This window comes from Alistipes montrealensis (assembly GCF_018362775.1).
GTDB classification, from domain to species: domain Bacteria; phylum Bacteroidota; class Bacteroidia; order Bacteroidales; family Rikenellaceae; genus Alistipes; species Alistipes montrealensis.
Genome location: NZ_JAGYXY010000003.1, coordinates 565,063 through 585,038, shown reverse-complemented (window position 1 = coordinate 585,038; position 19,976 = coordinate 565,063). Strand labels below are relative to the sequence as shown.

The 19,976-nt window shown below is 58.2% G+C and carries 14 protein-coding genes and 1 tRNA gene; 6 read left to right on the top strand and 9 right to left on the bottom strand.

What is annotated here, in order from left to right; translation table 11 throughout:
• Positions 1-171: 171 nt before the first annotated feature.
• Both KG007_RS08600 and KG007_RS08595 read right to left on the bottom strand, forming a co-directional pair.
• Positions 172-423: an Arm DNA-binding domain-containing protein gene (locus KG007_RS08600; protein WP_213348172.1), complete on the bottom strand. Its 252-nt coding sequence runs from the start codon at positions 421-423 to the stop codon at positions 172-174.
• 160 nt (positions 424-583) lie between these two features.
• Positions 584-660, bottom strand: a tRNA-Ala gene (locus KG007_RS08595).
• A 144-nt stretch (positions 661-804) separates the two neighbouring features.
• On the opposite strand from KG007_RS08595, the gene trxA reads away from it, so the two are divergent.
• On the top strand, positions 805-1,419 hold the full coding sequence (gene trxA, locus KG007_RS13955; RefSeq protein ID WP_249413286.1) for a thioredoxin: 615 nt from the start codon (positions 805-807) through the stop codon (positions 1,417-1,419).
• Between the two features lie 172 nt (positions 1,420-1,591).
• Here trxA and KG007_RS08585 read toward each other — a convergent pair whose 3' ends face one another.
• Positions 1,592-2,623, bottom strand: a complete 1,032-nt coding sequence (locus KG007_RS08585) for a 2-oxoacid:ferredoxin oxidoreductase subunit beta (protein WP_213348170.1) — start codon at positions 2,621-2,623, stop codon at positions 1,592-1,594.
• Between the two features lie 2 nt (positions 2,624-2,625).
• The gene (locus KG007_RS08580; RefSeq protein WP_213348168.1) at positions 2,626-4,470 is read right to left on the bottom strand and encodes a 2-oxoacid:acceptor oxidoreductase subunit alpha; all 1,845 of its coding nucleotides are present in this window, start codon (positions 4,468-4,470) and stop codon (positions 2,626-2,628) included.
• 458 nt (positions 4,471-4,928) lie between these two features.
• Here KG007_RS08580 and KG007_RS08575 point away from each other — a divergent pair, with 458 nt between their 5' ends.
• Positions 4,929-6,542 (top strand): ABC-F family ATP-binding cassette domain-containing protein, encoded by a 1,614-nt coding sequence (locus KG007_RS08575; protein WP_213348166.1) that lies wholly within the window; start codon positions 4,929-4,931, stop codon positions 6,540-6,542.
• 112 nt (positions 6,543-6,654) lie between these two features.
• On the opposite strand, the gene KG007_RS08570 is transcribed toward KG007_RS08575, so the two are convergent.
• The 3 genes from KG007_RS08570 to KG007_RS08560 form a co-directional block, all read right to left on the bottom strand.
• Positions 6,655-7,449 (bottom strand): gluconate 5-dehydrogenase, encoded by a 795-nt coding sequence (locus KG007_RS08570; protein ID WP_213348164.1) that lies wholly within the window; start codon positions 7,447-7,449, stop codon positions 6,655-6,657.
• A 220-nt stretch (positions 7,450-7,669) separates the two neighbouring features.
• Entirely contained in the window at positions 7,670-8,512 is an 843-nt protein-coding gene (gene kduI, locus KG007_RS08565) for a 5-dehydro-4-deoxy-D-glucuronate isomerase (protein WP_213348162.1), read from the bottom strand.
• 457 nt (positions 8,513-8,969) lie between these two features.
• Positions 8,970-9,641, bottom strand: a complete 672-nt coding sequence (locus tag KG007_RS08560) for an XRE family transcriptional regulator (RefSeq protein WP_195461713.1) — start codon at positions 9,639-9,641, stop codon at positions 8,970-8,972.
• 141 nt (positions 9,642-9,782) lie between these two features.
• Between KG007_RS08560 and KG007_RS08555 the strand changes: the two genes are divergently transcribed.
• The 3 genes from KG007_RS08555 (at position 9,783) to KG007_RS08545 (ending at position 13,231) form a co-directional block, all read left to right on the top strand.
• Positions 9,783-10,070: a hypothetical protein gene (locus tag KG007_RS08555; RefSeq protein WP_195461714.1), complete on the top strand. Its 288-nt coding sequence runs from the start codon at positions 9,783-9,785 to the stop codon at positions 10,068-10,070.
• Between the two features lie 117 nt (positions 10,071-10,187).
• The gene (gene terL / locus KG007_RS08550) at positions 10,188-11,942 is read left to right on the top strand and encodes a phage terminase large subunit (protein WP_249413285.1); all 1,755 of its coding nucleotides are present in this window, start codon (positions 10,188-10,190) and stop codon (positions 11,940-11,942) included.
• A 173-nt stretch (positions 11,943-12,115) separates the two neighbouring features.
• Positions 12,116-13,231 (top strand): NAD(P)H-dependent flavin oxidoreductase, encoded by a 1,116-nt coding sequence (locus KG007_RS08545; protein ID WP_195461715.1) that lies wholly within the window; start codon positions 12,116-12,118, stop codon positions 13,229-13,231.
• Between the two features lie 80 nt (positions 13,232-13,311).
• Here KG007_RS08545 and KG007_RS08540 read toward each other — a convergent pair whose 3' ends face one another.
• Both KG007_RS08540 and tsaD read right to left on the bottom strand, forming a co-directional pair.
• The gene (locus tag KG007_RS08540) at positions 13,312-14,184 is read right to left on the bottom strand and encodes a BACON domain-containing protein (protein WP_195461716.1); all 873 of its coding nucleotides are present in this window, start codon (positions 14,182-14,184) and stop codon (positions 13,312-13,314) included.
• A gap of 26 nt (positions 14,185-14,210) precedes the next feature.
• Positions 14,211-15,233: a tRNA (adenosine(37)-N6)-threonylcarbamoyltransferase complex transferase subunit TsaD gene (tsaD, locus tag KG007_RS08535; protein WP_213348160.1), complete on the bottom strand. Its 1,023-nt coding sequence runs from the start codon at positions 15,231-15,233 to the stop codon at positions 14,211-14,213.
• Between the two features lie 60 nt (positions 15,234-15,293).
• On the opposite strand from tsaD, the gene KG007_RS08530 reads away from it, so the two are divergent.
• A complete protein-coding gene (locus KG007_RS08530) occupies positions 15,294-19,889 on the top strand; it encodes a translocation/assembly module TamB domain-containing protein (protein WP_213348158.1) in 4,596 nt (1,531 codons plus the stop codon).
• Positions 19,890-19,976: the final 87 nt, after the last annotated feature.

Sequence of the window (19,976 nt, the reverse complement as noted above, 5' to 3'; positions counted from 1 at the left end):
ACCGTTTTATGGGCGAGAACTAAGTAGGGTTCTCGCAATAAACCGGGATAAAAGACCTACAGAAAAATGTTGTTTAACCCGGGCAAAATCACATCCTTTTAGACCCCAATCCGGACAACAACTTTTTACTATTTTTGCTCAGCAACTTTAGGAGGTCATCTTTCCCCGTTTTTAAGGGGTCACTTTAGCCGTTTTTTCCACTAAGTAATAAATTCTCTCATATTCAATAATATCACGATCAATCTGGCGCACTACGTTAGCATCATGTATACTTTTATAGTCCGGAGATACTTGTTTGGGTAAAACGTAGAAATCAGTTTTTAAATATGCAGATTCACGATTATGTGTTACCCTGATTGACACTGGTAGTTTCCCATCACGTCGCAACTGATGTTTTAGTACAGAAATTTTGAAAGTTGGCATAGATTTCCCCCGTTTTCGTAAAACAATCGTAAAACAAATATATGAAAAATGGCGAAATTTTTACTCCATTTTGGAAAAAGAAAGAGAGACCATCTTCCGATGATCTCTCCTGAAATCTCCTCAATATGCCTTTGAAGGCTATATTTCGAGGCTTTTTGAGTGGTGGAGAATACCAGGGTCGAACTGGTGACCTCTTGCATGCCATGCAAGCGCTCTAGCCAACTGAGCTAATCCCCCTTGTTGTGGGTGCAAAGATAATCGGATTTTTTTATTTCCACAATTTTCGGCCCGGAAAATCCGTTTTATTGACGAATTTTTTTCGAAAAAACGCTCCGAACCACTTTCCGCAATACTCCGGAAGGGTTGTCGGAATGCCGTGAAATGGCCGCAAAGGAAATTTTGCCAATCTTTCCGGTGGTTTGGCTATTTCCCGCAGGGCATTCGGTCACGATCTTTGCATTATCAAAAAACGATATGATTATGAAAACGCAAAAAGAGCTGAATCCCGGAGCCGCGACCTTACGGCGGCGGATAACCGCAACCCTGAAAACAACCTTTCTTGCGGCGGCTGTGCTGCTTGGCCTGCCTGTTGCCGCACAACGATCCGACGACACTCAAAAAACGAAAAATATGAAAGCAATCGAACTGACGACCGCGGAGTTCAAGACGCAAATCTTCGATTTCTCCGCAAACGAAGCCTGGAAGTACAACGGCGACCTGCCTGCCGTCATTGATTTTTATGCCACTTGGTGCGGTCCCTGCAAGATGATGTCTCCGGTTATGGAGACCCTGGCCGGGGAGTACGAGGGCCGCGTGCGGGTTTATAAGGTGGATGTCGACAAGGAAAAACGTCTCGCTGCACTGTTTAAGATCCGCAGCATCCCGACCTTTATCTTTATCCCGATGAACGGCGAGCCGCAGCATGCCAACGGGGCCATGGGCATCGAGGAGATGCGCAAGATTATCGACGGTACTCTGCTCGGCAAAAAACAGTAACGCGGTTACCGGGTAAAGGGTTCCGTGCAACCGCCGGCAAACGGTAACCGGCAATCCGGACAATCCGGACAATCCGGACAATCCGGACAATCCGAAATTTGAAATTTGAAATTTGAAAAAGCGCCGGAACTCCGAGAAGTTCCGACGCTTTTTTCATCGATATATCGGGTGTTTATTCCACCTCCCATGTCGCTCCCGAGCGGAGCAGGTCGTCCATGCAGTGAATCTTGCTGGCCGCTTTGACCTCCTCGACCTGCTTTTCTACGGCGCGGTCGTAAACCGTGTCGTCCTCGACTGCACGGATTACACCCAGGGCAACCGGGTATTCGGGGTATTTCATGCCTGCGAGCATCGAGTGCAGCGTCGTGTCGCGTTCGTGGGCGTCGTGCGTCAGCACATTGTCCAGCGTGTAGCCGTCCTGGCCTACGGTCACGACTTTGAGTTTCATGTTCTCGAAGACGATTCCCTTTTCGTTGTTGGCCCCGAACAGCATCTTCTCGCCGTGGCGCAGCGTCACGGTGTGCTCGGCGCGCGTAGCCTTGTCGGCCGCAAACGCATAGTGTGTTTTGTCGTTGAAGATCACGCAGTTTTGCAGGACTTCGATCACCGACATGCCTTTGTGCTTGGCTGCGGCGATCATACATTCCTTCGAAAGCCCGACTTCCATGTCGATCGAACGGGCGAAGAACGTGCCTTTCGAGCCGATCACCAGTTCGCCGGGGTTGAACGGCTTCTCGACCGTTCCGTAAGGCGAGGTCTTCGTGATCTTGCCCAGTTTCGACGTGGGCGAGTACTGGCCTTTGGTAAGACCGTAAATCTCGTTGTTGAACAGGATGACGTTGAGGTCCACGTTGCGGCGGATGGCGTGGATAAAGTGGTTGCCGCCGATGGCCAGCGAGTCGCCGTCGCCTGTCGTCACCCAGACGCTCAGGCGCGGGTTCGCCGTCTTCACGCCCGTCGCTATGGCATTGGCGCGTCCGTGCACGGAGTGGAACCCGAAGGTCTTCATGTAGTAGATGAAACGCGACGAGCATCCGATGCCCGAGACGAACGTAAACAGGTTGTGGGGCGTGTCGAGCGCGTCGGCTATTTCGGGCAGTGCGCGCTGCACGGCACTCAGGATGGCGTGGTCGCCGCATCCGGGACACCAGCGTACCTCCTGGTCGCTTTTGAAATCCGCAGGGGTGTATTTGTAGTCTGCCATGGTTACTTCAGTAAGGATTCGAATTTCTTTTTAAGTTCTACAACCGTGAAGGGGAGTCCCTCGCACTTGTTGTACTGTTCGTAGCTGAACTCCTGGAAGTTCTGGCGCAGGTAGTTGGCGAACTGGCCTTCGTTGAGTTCGCAGACCACGATCTTCCCGAACCGGGCGAAAATCTCGCGCACGCCTTTCGGCAGCGGGTTGATGTAGTTGAAGTGGCACAGCGAAACTTTCCTGCCTTCCTTGCGCATCTCGTCCACGGCGTTCTGCAGGTGGCCGCGCGTACCACCCCAGCCTACGACCAGCAGGTCGCCCTCTGCGTCGCCCCAGACTCCCTGTGCGGGGATGTCCTCGGCCACTTTCGCCACCTTCGCCGAACGGGTGTCGGTCATCTTCTGGTGGTTGGACGGATCGTGCGAGATACAGCCCTTCACACAGTCTTTCTCTAGGCCGCCCACGCGGTGCTCCAGTCCCTTTTTGCCGGGGAATGCCCAGCCGCGGGCCAGTTTTTCGTTGCGCACGTAGGGCATGAATCCGCCTTCAGGGGCTTCGTCGACGATCGGCGGGCAGATAGCGGGGTAGTCCTTCATCTCGGGGATGCGCCACGGCTCCGAACCGTTGGCGATGAATCCGTCGGTCAAAAGGATAACGGGCGTCATGTGCTCCATGGCGAGGCGTCCGGCTTCGAATGCGTAGTGGAAACAGTCGCTGGGCGACGATGCCGCTACGACGATTACCGGGCATTCGCCGTTACGGCCGTACAGGGCCTGCGAAAGGTCGCTCTGCTCGGTTTTCGTCGGAAGACCCGTCGAGGGACCTCCGCGCTGTACGTCCACGACGACCAGCGGCAGTTCGGTCATCACCGCCAGGCCCAGCGCCTCGCTCTTGAGCGACAGGCCGGGGCCCGAAGTGGTCGTCACGGCGAAATTGCCCGCGAACGCCGCACCGATGGCGGTGCAGATGCCGGCGATCTCGTCCTCGGCCTGCACGGTCTTGACCCCGAGATCCTTGCGCTTGGCCAGCTCTTCGAGGATCACCGTGGCCGGGGTGATGGGATACGAACCGCAGAAGAGCGGCAGCCCCGCCTTTTCGGCGGCGGCGCACAGGCCCCATGCCGTGGCTACGTTGCCGTTGATCGAGCGATAGGTTCCCTTCTCCCGGGGAGCTGGGGCTACGGTGTAGTTATTGGCGAACTGGTGGGTGTTGGCCGCATAGTTGTAACCTGCCGCGATGGCCAGCTTGTTGGCCTGGGCCACGGCGGGGTTTTTCTTGGCGAATTTGCCGTCGAGGTATTTGAGGGCGTACTCCTCCGGACGGTCGAACAGCCAGAAGCAGATGCCCAGTGCGAACATGTTTTTGCACTTGACGATCGCCTTGTTGTCGAGCCCGGTCTCTTTGAGCGCCTCGCGCGTCATGGAAGTGATGTCGGGGATCACGACGTTATATTCGTCTAACTTGAGCTCCGCCAGCGGGTCGAGGGTTGCGAATCCCGCTTTTTTGAGATGTTCTTCGGTGATCGAATCGCCGTCGAGGATGACCGTCGCACCCGGTTTGAGCCATTTGCGGTTGGCCTTGAGCGCCGCGGGGTTCATCGCCACCAGTACGTCGCAGTAATCGCCGGGATTCAGCTCGCGGTGGTCGCCGAAATGTACCTGAAAGCCCGAAACGCCTGCAACGGTTCCCTGCGGGGCGCGAATCTCGGCGGGGTAGTCGGGGAAGGTCGAGATACCGTTTCCCAGCAGTGCCGAAGTGTCGGAAAAGAGCGTGCCCGTAAGCTGCATGCCGTCGCCCGAATCGCCCGAAAAGCGTATAACGACATCCTGCAACTCCCGCACTTTTGATTGTTCCATGATTTTTGGTTTCAGATTAGATGTTTATAACAACGATTTCACACATATAGCGAAAGGTAAGGGCAAAGCGGCGAACTCGTTCGCACTCTATGCCGAACCGCATCCTATATTATGCAAATATATTAAATAAATTGTTAAATTAGTCTTTTTCAGTCGATTTTTTAGGTTTTTGCCGGCTGTTTGCAAATTCTTTTTGTTCCGGAATGCTAACAGTTTGTAATTCAAATAAAACCTTTTCCGGCCGGCCGTTAATTAAAAGCCGTTCCCGGCGTCACAACTGAAACCGGAAACTTTATTAAAATTTTTTGCAAACGCCGGCCCCGATTCCGTCGGAGATTCGGGGTCTTCGGGTGTATTCCGGCATACAGCGGGGATTTAATTTTGCCGATTTTTCCGCTTCGGCTCGGTTTACTCATTCTTTTGGGTTACTTTTGTAGCTTCAAATTTAGAATTTCAGGATGATTACAGTTTCAAATTTAGAGGTACAGTACGGAAAACGGGTTCTTTTCAAAGATATCAATCTCAAATTCACGCCGGGCAACTGCTACGGTGTGATCGGCGCCAACGGTGCGGGGAAGTCGACGTTTCTGAAAGTGCTCAGCGGCGAGGTGACCCCGTCGCGGGGCAGCGTGGCTTTCGGCGCCGGCGAACGGTTGTCGGTGCTCAAACAGGATCACTTCGAGTATGACGAATATACGGTTCTCGACACGGTGCTGATGGGGCATCAGCCGTTGTGGAATACGATGAAGGAAAAAGAGGAGTTGTATGCCAAACCCGATTTTTCGGAGGAGGACGGGCTCCGGGCCGGCGAACTGGAGGAAAAGTTTGCGGAGATGCAGGGCTGGAACGCCGAGAGCGACGCCGCCAATCTGTTGAGCAGCCTGGGCATCAAAGAGGCGCTGCATTATCAGTTGATGGCCGATCTGAGCGCCAAGGAGAAGGTGCGCGTGTTGCTGGCGCAGGCCCTGTTCGGCAAACCCGACAACCTGCTGCTCGACGAGCCGACCAACGACCTCGACCGGACGACGATTGCGTGGCTGGAAAACTACCTGTCGAATTACGAAAACACGGTGCTCGTCGTCTCGCACGACCGCCACTTCCTCGACTCGGTGTGTACGCATACGGTCGATATCGATTACAGCGACATAAACCTTTTCTCGGGTAATTACAGTTTCTGGTACGAGTCGAGCCAGCTCGCTCTGCGCCAGCAGCAGCAGCAGAACAAGAAAGCCGAGGAGAAGAAAAAGGAGTTGTTAGAATTTATCCAGCGGTTCAGTGCCAACGTGGCCAAATCCAAGCAGACGACATCGCGCAAGAAGATGATCGAGCGGCTCAATATCGAGGAGATCAAGCCCTCGATGCGTAAATATCCAGGCATTATTTTCCAGCCCGAACGCGAAGCCGGCACGAAAATTCTCGGGGTCGACTCTCTCAGCAAGACGGTCAATGGCGAACGGCTTTTCAGCGATATCAGTTTTACGGTCGAGAAGGGCGATAAAATAGCGTTCCTTGCGCGCGACCAGCGTGCGGTTTCGGCCCTGTTCGATATACTTGTCGGCGACGATAAGGCCGACGAGGGTGTCGTCGAATGGGGAACGACGATCAATTACGCTTACCTGCCGCTCAACAATGCCCCCTATTTCGAGAGCCAGCTTTCGATCGTCGACTGGCTGGCCCAGTTCTCGTCCGACACCACGGAGTTGTACCTGCGGGGTTATCTGGGCAAGATGCTGTTCAGCGGCGAGGAGATCTATAAGAAGGTCAGCGTGCTCTCCGGCGGTGAAAAGGTCCGCTGTATGATCTCGAAGATGATGATCCAGCAGCCCAACACGCTCGTGCTGGACTCTCCGACCAACCACCTCGACCTCGAATCCATCCAGGCGTTCAACAACTCGCTGATCAACTTCAAGGGCAATGTGCTGATGAGTTCCCACGACCACGAATTTGTGAATACGGTTGCCAACCGCATCATCGAACTCACACCCAACGGCATGGTCGACCGCTATATGGAGTACGACGACTACATCACCGACGAGATCGTCGCACAGCGTCTCGAAGCGTTGTGGGCCTGAAGCCGCGGCGCGTGATATGTAAAAACCCCTGCCTCGAAAAGGCAGGGGTTTCTTTACGGCATGTATTACTGTCCGGGGAGTGTGCCGTCTTTCTCCTTGAGGAAGGGCCGGTTTACTGCGGCTGCTTGCCGATGTAAGCCAGGATACCGCCGTCGACGTAGAGAATGTGGCCGTTGACGAAGTCCGAAGCGTCCGATGCGAGGAATACCGCGGGACCCATCAGGTCTTCGGGCGTGCCCCAGCGCGCTGCGGGGGTCTTGGCTACGATGAACGAATCGAACGGGTGGCGCGATCCGTCGGCCTGACGCTCGCGCAGCGGTGCGGTCTGGGGCGTTGCGATGTAGCCCGGGCCGATGCCGTTGCACTGGATGTTGTATTCGCCGTATTCCGATGCGATGTTGCGGGTCAGCATCTTCAGGCCGCCCTTGGCTGCTGCGTACGCCGACACGGTCTCGCGGCCCAGCTCCGACATCATCGAGCAGATGTTGATGATCTTGCCCTTGCCCTTCTTGATCATCGAGGGGATGACGGCTTTCGAAACGATGAACGGACCGTTGAGGTCGATGTCGATCACCTGGCGGAACTCCGCGGCGGTCATCTCGATCATCGGAATGCGCTTGATGATGCCGGCGTTGTTCACGAGGATGTCCACCACGCCGACCTCCTTTTCGATCTGCGCCACCATGGCGTTTACCTGCTCCTCGTTGGTCACGTCGCAGACGTATCCGTGGGCTTCGATTCCCTCGGCTTTGTAAGCGGCCAGGCCTTTGTCTACGAGTTCCTGTTTGATGTCGTTGAAAACGATCTTTGCGCCCTGCTTGGCGAAAGCCGTCGCCAGCGCGAATCCGATGCCGTAGGAGGCGCCCGTTACGAGCGCTACCTTACCTTTCAAAGAAAAGTCTACCATTGTTACAGAATTTTGTTAGGTTTTGTTATTCGGTTGTCAGTCTATATCTCTTTGCAATCCTGTTTCGGACCGCCGTTTTTGCCGCCTTTGGCGGCATTTGCAAATGCCGACCCCACCCCGACCCTCCCTCGGGGAGGGAGATGGCGTACGTTTTGTCCGGTCGGCCGGGACGTACTGCTATGTTAAGGCTGTGAACCGGGGCGGAATGGACTTTTGACCGTTATTTCAGGTCTGTGATTTTCGAGAAATCCTGGTCGCCGTAGTCGAGGTTTTCTCCGCCCATGCCCCAGATAAAGGTGTAGTTGTGCGTGGCGGCGGCGCTGTGGATCGACCATTCGGGCGACAGCACGGCCTGGTCGCCCTTCATCCAGATGTGGCGCGTCTCGTCGACTTCACCCATGAAGTGGCACACGGCCTGGTCTTCGGGAACCTCGAAATAGAAGTAAGCCTCCATGCGGCGCGAGTGCACGTGCGCGGGCATCGTGTTCCACACGCTTCCGGGCAGCAGCTCGGTCATGCCCATCTGCAACTGGCAGGTCGGCAGCACCTGGTTTACGAGCATCTTGTTGATGTTGCGGTCGTTCGATCCTTCGAGCGAACCCATGTGCGCCACCACGGCGTCGGCTTTCGTCACCTTCTTGTCCGGATAGTTGCGGTGTGCCGTCAGCGAGTTGAAATAGAATTTCGCCGGGTTCTTGGCATCCTTGCTCGCGAAGGTCACTTCGCGGTCGCCCGAACCGAGGTAGAGGGCCTCTTTGTAGCCGAGCTCGAATTCGGCGTCACCGGCCTTTACCACGCCGGGACCTCCGACGTTGTAAATACCCATCTCGCGGCGGGTCAGGAAGAACGGGGCCTTCAGCGGATCGATGGCTTCGAGGCGGAGTGTCTCGGCAACCGGCATGGCGCCTCCGACGACCATACGGTCGTACATCGAGTAGACCATGTTCACTTCATCGGCAGCGAATACCTTTTCGATCAGGAAGTCGCGGCGCAGGCGCGCCGTGTCGTAGTTTTTCGCATCCTCGGGATGCGCCGCATAGCGGATTTCATAATTGGTTTTCATAATTGGTCGTTATATTATAATTGTCATATGCTGAAATAGCGGATATTTACCGGCGTTTAAATTGGCAAACCAATTTCATCTTTGCAAAGATATTAAAAAAATCCGAAATTGGTTGCCCAAAATCGGATTTTATTTGTGTTGTCCCGTTTGATTGCGTTTTGCGGGCCTTCGGGCGGGAAAATGCAGGACTGGACCCGATTTTTTGCCTCGCTTCGCCGCACATCCGTTTCGCACCGCTTCGCCTTTTCCCTGCGGGCGGCGGTGTGTTTCTCCGAATTACCTTGCTTCGCTCGCGTTCCCGCTCGCCCCGCGTCGGCGATTCGGTCCTGGCGGCGGCAAAGAAAAATCGCGTCGCACGGCGAACCCGGAAACAGCGGGGAGCGACATTGCGTGCAAGCCCGCTGTCGCTCCCCGTATTTCCGGCAATCGAAGATTGCGCGATTTTTCGCTGCTCTTGCTAACGGATCGAATTCATCCTGATACTTGCCTTCACGAGCGCAATGGCGCGGATGCGCGAAATCTCCACGTCCTTGTCGGCGTGGTGCTGGTTCTGGCTCACGAGTTTCACATAACCCGCGCGGTCGGATTTCTGGATGTATTTCACCGTCACGTACTCTTCGCCGTCGATGTCGATCGACAGCAGGTACATGTCGCCCCAGAAAATGTCGTCGATGTCGCGCAGTTGCTTGTACAGTACGATGTCGCCGCTCTTGAGCAGCGGGTACATCGAGTCGCCGACGATGTAGATCGCCCCGTCGCATTTCGGGAGGTTGGGGATGTGGATGAAGTTGACCGGTTTGGTCTGCGCCTGGTCGGCGAACAGCGGAACCAGTCCCGCCGTGCCCTCGATCGAGTAGAGGGGCACGCTTTGCAGCGGCAGCGAATTGTCCGTGCGGTGCATGTAGGCCGTCAGGTCGGGTTCGGCGTTGAACATATTGCCCTTTCCGGCTTCGAGCCATTCGGGATTTACGTTCAATTCCTGAACCAGTATGTTGCGGTTGCGGGCCGAGAGTCCCGCCTTGCCGGTTTCGATCATCGACAGGGCCGCCTTGCCGATCCCAAGTCGTTGAGCCAATTGCTCCTGCGTCATGCCGAGCTGTTTGCGTATCAGTTTTACCCGTTCGTTCATCGCTTTGTTATCGGATTTTTCTATATAAAATATTTGAACTTTATTGCGTGAAATTCAAATTTTGAACTTATCTTTGTTCTGCAAAGTTAAACAATTTATTCTCTTCTGCAAACTCTTTTGCAAAAAAACGATTAATTATCAATGATGTATTCGGTTTCATCGGAACTTTACCTTGAAGTGGCCGCGCGTCTTGCGGAGGCCGTCGGCGGCGAAAGTTACTTTTCAGGCTCGCTCGTGTTCCCTTTCGGCGACATGGAGTGCCGGCTTACGGCCTCGGTGATCGTCTACCGGCGGCGTGAGCGGCTCCCCGAAGGCGACCGGGACGCGATTGCGGACCTGGTCCCCGTCTGGTGGGAGTTCCACACCGCCGGCGACTGCGGCGAGGTGCTGAACGACTTTTCGTTCGCCGGCCTGCGGGCGTATCTCTGACGCCCGCCCGCGCTCCGGCCCTCCTTTCCCGGCACGGCGCTGCCGCCGGAGCGCACCCCGACAAAAAACCTGCCCGCCGCGGCGCCGCGCAAGGGTTTTTCTAAAAAAATCAGTAAAATGGTCAAACCAACCGAATCGACCTCTGCGGAGCTTTCCTCCGCAGAGGTTTTTGTAAACGGCGGGGCGGTGTTCCCTGACGCCGCAGCCTGTCCCGGAAACACCGTTTCAGCCTCTTCGTGCGGCAATTCATCCCCGGCGTCCTGCCCCGAAAACACTTCTCTGGCTGCTGCCGAGAGCCTTTCGCGGGTGTCCTGCCCCGAAAACCGCTCCCCGGCAGTATCTTCCTTCGACCTCTCTCCGGAACCTTTGGAGTCCGATGCCGCATTCCCGGACTTTTCGGTTTTCTCCGGCGATTCGCCGTTCCCCGAGGGGCTGGTACTCCCCGATGCCGCGGAATCCGCTGCACCTCCTCCTTTCGCCGACTTCGCCCTCGGGGTCTATCCCTTCCTCGAACTGCAATTCTTCCACCGGGCCTACTACCGTGTGCTGGAGGCCTTTGCCGCAGGGCGTATCCGGCGGCTGATAGTCACCATGCCGCCCCAGCACGGCAAGAGCGTCGGGGCGACGACCCTGCTTCCCGCCTATGTGCTGGGTCTCGATCCCGACCAGCGGGTGGCCATCGCTTCCTATTCGGGGACGCTGGCTTCGAAGTTCAACCGCCGCGTGCAGCGCATCCTCGAATCGCAGGAATATGCGGCCTTTTTTCCCGAAACGACAATCAAGAAGGGTGCGAAGCCGCCCAGCTACATCCGCACGGCCGACGAGGTCGAGATCATCGGCCGCCGGGGCAGTCTGCTCTCCGTCGGCCGTGAGGGTTCGCTGACGGGCAACCGCGTGGACTGCTTTATTTTGGACGATTTATATAAAGATGCGCTTGAAGCCAATTCGCCGCTTGTCCGCGCCAACTGCTGGGAGTGGTATACTTCGGTGGTCCGCACCCGCATGCACAACGCTTCGCGCGAGCTCATCGTCTTCACCCGCTGGCATGAAGAGGACCTGATCGGCACGCTCACGGCGCGCGAGCCGGTCGAGGAGCTGCGCACGTGGTCGCAGGTCGACGCGCTGCCTTCCGGGGTGTGGCTGCATCTCAATTTCGAAGCCCTCAAAACTTCGCCGCCCACGGAGGTCGATCCCCGCCGGCCGGGCGAGGCGCTCTGGGAGGAGCAGCACGGCGCCGCGCTGCTGGCCGCCAAACGGCGGTTGGACCCGCTGCAATTCGAGGCGATGTACCAGGGCCGTCCTTCGGCCCGCGAGGGATTGCTCTACGGGCTGAATTTTGGCGAATACGACGACCTGCCGCACGAGATCGTCCGCCGGGCCAATTACACCGACACCGCCGATACGGGCGACGACTACCTCTGTTCGCTTTCGTATGCGGTCGATGCCGACGGGGTGGTTTACATCACCGATGCGGTCTACTCGCGCGAACCGATGGAGGCGACCGAGCCGCTCGTTGCGGAGATGCTCGTGCGTTCGGACACGCGGCAGGCGGCCGTCGAGAGCAACAACGGCGGCCGCGGTTTCGCCCGGGCCGTGCAGGCCCTTGCGCCGGGCGTGCGCGTCGAGTGGTTCCATCAGGGCGGCAACAAGGAGGCGCGCATTCTCTCCAATTCGGCCACGGCGCTCCACCTCGTGCGTTTCCCCCGCGGCTGGAACCTCCGCTGGCCCGAACTCTACGCCCACCTGACGACCTACCGCCGGAAGTTCCGCGTCAACCGCTGGCACGATGCGGCCGACGTGGTGACGGGCATCGTCGAGCGCGAGGCCCCGGGCCGCGACCGCAAACGGGTCCGCGGCGTGCGGTTTCTGTGAGCGGAGCGTCCGGCGGCCGAAGCTCCGGATGTGCCGTATGTGCGCCGCGGCCGCGTCTCCGGTCCGCGGCAATGTAATGTTTTCGTTAAATTGTGCTGTTTTGCGCAACTTTTCGTTGGATATTACCTATCTTTGGCGCGGAAGATCGTTACTTCCATCTTAATGCAAGCAAAATGAAATCACTGAAAATCGGAAATTTATGCGCTTCGATGCCCATTGTCCAGGGTGGCATGGGCGTAGGAGTGTCCCTCGCGGGCCTGGCTTCGGCCGTGGCCGAGCAGGGCGGCGTCGGCGTTATCTCGTCGGCCGGCCTCGGGGCAATTTATAACAACTACTCGAAGGACTACCGCGCCGCTTCGATCTGGGGACTGAAGGAGGAACTTCGCAAGGCCCGCGAAGCCACGCACGGCATCATCGGCGTCAACGTCATGGTCGCCATGTCGAACTTCGCTGATATGGTGAAGACCGCCATCGCCGAGAAGGCCGACATTATCTTCTCGGGCGCGGGGCTTCCGCTCAACCTGCCGTCGTTCCTGACCGAAGGCGCCAAGACCAAACTGGCCCCGATCGTTTCGTCGGCGCGCGCAGCGAAGGTGTTGTGTCAGAAATGGTTTTCGGAGTATAAATACATTCCCGACGCCATCGTGGTCGAGGGCCCCAAGGCAGGCGGCCATCTGGGTTACAAGGCCGATCAGCTCACCGACGAACACTATTCGCTGGAAGCAATCGTTCCCGAGATCGTGGCCGAAGTCCGCGCCTTCGAGGCCGAGCACAACTGCCATATTCCGGTGATCGCCGGCGGCGGCATCTACACGGGCGAGGACATCTACCGCATCATGGAACTGGGCGCCGACGGCGTGCAGATGGGTACGCGTTTCGTCACCACCGACGAATGCGACGCCGATCCGGCTTTCAAGCAGAGCTACATCGAGGCACGGCAGGAGGATATCGAGATTATCCAGAGCCCCGTCGGCATGCCGGGCCGGGCTATCCACAACTCGTTCCTCGACCGGGTGAAGGAGGGGCTGAAGGTCCCCAGGGCGTGCCCGTTCGACTGCATCAAGACGTGCGACGTGACGCACAGCCCCTATTGTATCATGCTGGCCCTCTACAACGCTTTCAAGGGTAAACTCCGCAACGGCTATGCCTTCTGCGGCGCCAATGCCTGGCGGGCCGAGAAAATCCAGTCGGTGAAGGACCTGATGGCCTCGCTGCGTGCCGAGTACGACAACTTTTCGGCCCGGTGCGAGGGTTTCTCGCTCAAGGAAAAGCTCTTCGGCGCGAAATAACCGCCGTCTACTATAATGACAAACCCCTCCTGGCCATTTGGCCGGGAGGGGTTTGTGTTGCTGGCCGGGTCGGTCGCGCCCTATTCAGCGTTGTAGGTAAGCATCAACTTGGCGAATTGCGCGTTCTTCGAGTTGGTGATTTCGAGCCGCGCGGTCTGAACCGCGTCGATCAGTTCATAGGTGGAGGTGGTCGCGTCGAACGTATATTGAATATCCTCGCCGTCAGCGCCCAGCAGGTCGATCTGCGTGTCGCCGCTCTGGCTGCTCGTGGACAGGTAACTTACTTTGGTCAGTATTTTGCCTGCGATGACCGGGAATTTGACGTATGCACCGAGTTTGCTGATGTAAAGGCCCTTGTTCGGTTCGGGGAGCGAGGGCTGGAACACGGTGTTGTCGATCCAGTAGAAGACTCCGTTTTCCTCCGTGTCGGCAAAAAAGGTAAAGGTGTGGCCCTGGATCGTGTACTCCTTGAGGCCGGTTGCCGCTTCGGCTTTTTGGTTCGGCAGTGCCGGCGTGGCGACCGAAACTCCCAGCGTAAAATCGACTATCAGGGTTACCTCGGCCGGCAGCACCGGGGTGATTTCGTCCTGGCTGACGCTGACGGTTTTCACTCCGTCGACGCCCGTGGCCGCGATCACGATGCTGCCCAGCTGCTTCACATAGCCGTCCCAGTTGCCCGCCGCGGCGGTTACGCGGACGGTAGCGTCACCCGTGCCCTCGGTCTTGTCGAGCGTGAAGCCTTCGCCCGAGGGGACGGCCTTCCACGCGGCGGTCGTAGTGATGGTGAAGGTTTCGGACTCCCCGGCCTCGCCGCCCAGTACGAGGTTGTCTGTGCTGACGGTCAGTGTGGCCGTTTCCTTGTCGTCGTCGCTGCCGCAGGCGGTGGGCAGGACGGAGGCGGAGGCCAGCAGCAACAGGCCCGCGAGGACCCGCATGAATTTGGATGTTTGCATAAATTATTTTTTTGTGAGTGAGTAGCTTACAACTCTTCGAGGCGTGCCACGGGCGAAACGTCCAATGCGGCAAATTCGCCTTCGCGGTAGTGGTAATACCCCGCCATGGCGATCATCGCGGCGTTGTCGGTCGTGAATTTGAACTCCGGGATGAAGGTTCGCCAGCCGCGCCGGCGGCCCGTTTCGGTAATGCCGTTGCGAAGGCCCGAGTTGGCCGAAACGCCGCCCGCAATGGCGATGTCGCGGATGCCGGTCTCCTTCGAGGCGCGGATCAGTTTGTCCAGAAGTATCTCGATGATGGTCGATTGCAGCGATGCGCAGAGGTCGGCCTTGTGTTTTTCGATGAAGTCGGGGTCCTGGGCCACGGCGTCGCGCAGCGTGTAGAGAAACGAGGTTTTCAGTCCTGAGAACGAGTAGTCGTAACCGTCGACGCGGGGGTGTGCGAAACGGAACGCCTTCGGGTCGCCCTCCTTGGCGAGGCGGTCGATCACCGGGCCGCCCGGGTAGGGGAGTCCCATCACCTTGGCGCATTTGTCGAAGGCTTCGCCTGCGGCGTCGTCGATCGTCGAGCCGATGATCTCCATTTCGAGCGGGGAATCCACGCGCACGATCTGCGTATGGCCGCCGCTTACCAGGAGGCACAGGAACGGAAAATCGGGATGGGGCAGCGCGCGGTCCGGCAGGTCGATGAAGTGCGAGAGGATGTGCCCCTGCAGGTGGTTGACCTCGACCATCGGGATGTTATGGGCGATCGAAAGCCCTTTGGTGAACGACACGCCGACGAGCAGCGAGCCGACCAGTCCCGGGCCGCGCGTGAAGGCGATGGCGTCGATCTGGTCGGCGGTGATGCCCGCATCCCTGAGCGCCGTGTCTACGACGGGGATGATGTTCTGCTGGTGGGCCCGCGACGCCAGTTCGGGGATTACGCCGCCGTATTTGACGTGAACGGCCTGCGAGGCAATGACGTTCGACAGCAATACGTGGTTGCGCAGTACGGCCGCCGAGGTGTCGTCACACGAAGATTCGATGCCGAGAATTGTAATATCCATCCGGTTTTTCGTTATTTTTTAACTATTTTAGCTAAATTTGCAGGTTATATAGAAGTCCTGATGCGCAAAGGTATAAAAATATTGGGAAAGGTGTTCTCGGCGGCGGTTTTGTTGCTGATAATTGTTCCCGTGGTGCTCTCGCTGCTGCTCGACATTCCCGTCGTGCAGAACTTCGTGGTGCACAAGGCCGCAGCCGTCATTTCGCGCAAGCTGGAGACCACCGTGGCGATCGACCGCGTGGACATCGGCATCTTCTCGAAGGTCAAGGTAAAGGGCTTCTATGTCGAGGATTACCAGCGCGATACGCTGTTGTATGTCGGGAAGCTGGATGCCTACATCACGAGTTTCGGCATCTTCGGCGGCGGGCTGGAGCTCAGCCGCGGCGAGATCGCCGACGCGAGGCTTTACCTGCGGCAGACGCCCGACGGGGAGATGAACATCAAGCAGATCGTCGACCGCATCTCCGACCCCGACAAGCCCAAGAAGGGCAACTTCAAGCTCTCGCTCCGGAAGGCTTCGATCGAGAACATGGACCTCTGCCTCGAACGCCTCGACCGCCGCGACCCGGAATACGGCATCGACTTTTCGCACATGCACCTCTACGGCATCACGGCCCGCGTGGACGACTTCACGATCGACGGCTCGGCCATCTATACCTCCATTGCGGCCTTCTCGGCCCGGGAACGCAGCGGGTTCGTGCTGGACCACCTCGCCGGGCGGTTCTACATGACGCAGGGCTGCCTGGGCTTCGAGAACGCTTCGATCATCACGCCGTATTCGAACGTCAACCTTCCCTACGTCTCGCTGGTGGGCGACTCGTGGTCTCAGTATAAGGATTTTATCGGCGAGGTGCGCATCGACGCCCTGATGCGCAATACGACGGTCGCAACCGACGACATCGCCTATTTCGCGCCTAAACTGCGGGACTGGCATGTGGATTTCACGAACGTCAACATCGAGGTTGCCGGCGTGGTGTCCGATTTTACGGGCAAGATCAAGAGCATGCAGATCGGCGAGGGGACGACGCTTGTGGCCGACGCTGCGGTGAAGGGGCTTCCCGACATCCGGAAAACCCATTTCGACCTGTCGGTTCCCCGCCTGCGCTCCACGGCCGATGCGGTCGACAAACTGGCCCTCGGCATCGCAGGGCGCAAACTTTCGGATAAACTGGTCGATGTGCTGGGCAACTCGGGGCAGATCGACCTCAATGCCCGCTTCCGGGGTCTGCTCTCGTCGTTCGACATGCAGTTGGGCGCGGCGACGGGCGTGGGCAACATCTCCTGCAACCTGAAGATGGCCCCTGTCCGGGGAGGCCTGAGCAGCGTGCGGGGCGATGTCGAGACCCGCAACCTCCGGCTGGGCGACCTGCTCGACCGCCGGGACCTGCTGGGCAATGCCACTCTCACGGCTTATGTCGACGGCGTGATCGGAAAGGGAACAGCCGACGCCCGGGTTGTGGGCAACATCTCGCAGTTGGGTTTCAACGGCTATGTTTACGACTCGCTGCGCCTCGACGGCCGCCTGCGCAACCGGGAGTTCGACGGCCGCATCACGGCCCGCGACCCCAACCTCGACTTCGATTTCTTCGGCATGGTCGACCTGAACGATTCCGTGCCGCGTTACGACTTTACGATGGACCTGCGGCATGCCGACCTGGCCCGGCTGCACGTCAACCGCCGCGACTCGGTGTCGCAGCTCTCGGCCCGTATCGTCGCCAATGCCGGAGGGCGTTCGCTGGACGACCTGAACGGCCGTATCCAGGTGACCGACGCCCGTTACAAATACAACGACAAGGAGATCACGGCTTCGAACATGACCGTTACGGGCGAGAACTCCGAGCGGAGCAAACTCGTGGAGTTGCGTTCGGACTTCGCCGATGTCACGTTCCGGTCGAAAACCAGTTACCGTACCGTCTTCGAGTACCTGCGCCGGAGCGCGTGGAAATACCTGCCCATGCTGAGCCGCGAAGGGCTGGAAGAGGGCCCTTCGGAGCGCAAAGCCGCCGTGGCCAACGACTTCTCGCTGCTGTCGGTCAATATCCGTAATTTCAACCCGGTGGCCGACGCCGTCTCCGCAGGACTGCAGATTGCCGACGGTTCGTCGCTGCAACTGCTGTTCAATCCCGCCAGCGACCAGTTGTCGCTGAAAGCCACGTCGGAATACATCGAGCGCAGGCGCATGCTTGCCACGCGCCTGTCGGTCAACGCCTCGAACCGCGGCGACTCGCTGGCGGTCTACGCCTCGGCCGAGGACCTTTATGCCGGGGTGCTGCACCTCCCGCGCCTCTCGCTGACGGGCGGCGCACGACAGGGCCGCATGCAGCTTTCGGCGGGCTTCGACGATACGACGCGCAGCGTCTCGGGACTCGTCGGGTTCCGCGCTTCGGTGGCTGAGGAGTACGGTCCGAACGGCCGCGTCGTCGATCTGCGTATACTTCCCTCGCACATCACCCGCGGCAACAAGACGTGGCAGATTTTCGCCCACAAAATCCTGCTGGATACCGCGCAGGTCGTGATCGACAAGTTCTACGTGATGAACCGCGAGCAGGAGTTGCTGCTCAACGGCGTCGCTTCGCGCAGCCGCGAGGATTCGGTGACGCTCTCGCTGCGCAACTTCGACCTGGCGCCCTTCGCCCAGCTTGCCGCCCACATGGGTTACTCGATCGAAGGCCGCACGAACGGTTCGGCGACGATGAAATCGGTGCTTCGGGGCGGTGAGGTCACGGCCGACATCCTGCTCGACAGCGTGGAGGTCAACGACATTCCCGCGCCGCCGATGCGCCTCGATTCGCGCTGGGATTTTGCCCGCAGCCGCGCCGGGGTGACGGTGACCAACCGGGTCAAACGCGACACGCTCATCCGCGGCTTCTATGCTCCCGACCGCAACCGTTACTACGCCCGGCTGGATGTCGACAGCCTCGACATGGGGCTGCTGAACCCGATTCTCTCGGGCGTTATCTCCTCGACCACGGGCCTGGCTTCGGCCGACCTCGTGTTGCAGGGGCAGGGACGCAAGGCCGACCTCGAAGGCGAAATCCGCGTTTCGCAGTTGAAAACGACGGTCGATTTCACGCAGGTGACCTATTCGATGCCCGAGGCGATGCTGACGGTGAAGAACAACCGCTTCAGGGCGTCGAACGTCCCGATCTTCGACCCCCAGGGCCACCGGGGACGCTTCGATTTCGACATGAGCCTCCAGCACCTTTCGAACATCTCTTACGACGTACGCGTGGCTCCGCAGCAGATGCTCGTGCTCAATACCGATTCGGACGACAACGACGTTTTCTACGGAAAGGTCTACGCTACGGGCCAGGCCCGCATCTCGGGCCACAAGGGGGCGGTCGACATGGATATTACGGCTTCGACCGACGGCAACTCCTCGTTCGTGATGCCGCTGTCGAGCAAGTCGAATATTTCGAGCGCCGATTTCGTGGTCTTCGAAGAGCCCGAGAAGGCCGATACGCTCGACGACGTGGCGCGCAAAAAACTCTCCTTCGAGCGCAAGCAGCGCCAGAAATCCGATGCCGGGAGCCAGATGAACATCAACATGGCGCTCGACGTGCGGCCCGATGCCGAGGTAGAACTCGACGTGGCGGGCAATACGGTGAAGGGCCGCGGCGAGGGTTCGCTCAACCTGCAGATCAGGCCCAAGGCCAATATTTTCGAAATCTACGGCGACTATACCATCTCGGAGGGCAGTTTCATGCTGTCGCTCCAGCAGATCATCAACAAACGCTTCACCATCGAGAGCGGTTCGTCGATCCAGTGGACCGGGGCGCCGATGAACGCAATGCTCGATATCGACGCCGCCTATAAGGTCAAGGCTTCGCTGCAACCGCTGTTGCAGGGCACGGCCGACCTGGGGGGCGACCGCTCGGTTCCCGTGGAGTGTATCATCCACCTCGGGGACCGCCTTTCGAATCCGACCATCACCTTCGACGTGCGGGTTCCCGGTTCCGACCCCGAGACGCAGAGCCTGATCGCCAACGCCCTTTCGACCCCCGAAACGGTCGACACGCAGTTCCTTTACCTGCTGCTGTTCAACAGCTTCATGTCCGAGACTTCGTCGCAGGCCACCTCGAACATCGGCAGTTCGGTTTCGGCGGCCACGGGCCTGGAGTTCGTCTCCAACATGGTCAGCAACTGGCTTTCGTCGTCCGACTACAACGTCGTGATCCGCTACCGGCCCAAGTCGGAGTTGACGAGCGACGAGGTGGATTTCGGGCTGTCGAAGAGCCTGATCAACAACCGGCTGTTTGTCGAGGTCGAGGGCAACTACCTGATCGACAACAAACAGGCCGTGAACAGTTCGATGTCCAACTTCATGGGCGAGGCCTACATCACCTACCTGATCGACCGGGCCGGGACACTCAAACTGAAAGCCTTTACGCAGACTATCGACCGTTTCGACGAGAACCAGGGTTTGCAGGAGACCGGCATCGGCGTCTACTTCAAGGAGGACTTCAACAACCTGCGCGACCTGCGACAGCGGATCAGGGAGCGCTTTACCAACAAGAAACGCAAGGCGCAGCGCATCGCCCGCCGGACGGCCCGTGCGGCCGAAAAAGCAGCCGAAGAGGCGGAAAAGAAACGATTGCGGGAGCCGGCGGATACGCTTTCGCCCTTCGAATACGTTAAGGATGAAGGGGATGAATGAGCGGGGAATTGATCGTGTTCGGTAAGGCCCTGCCCGCAGACACGCAAATAACGAGACAGACAACAAATTTTAAATAAACGTAAAAAT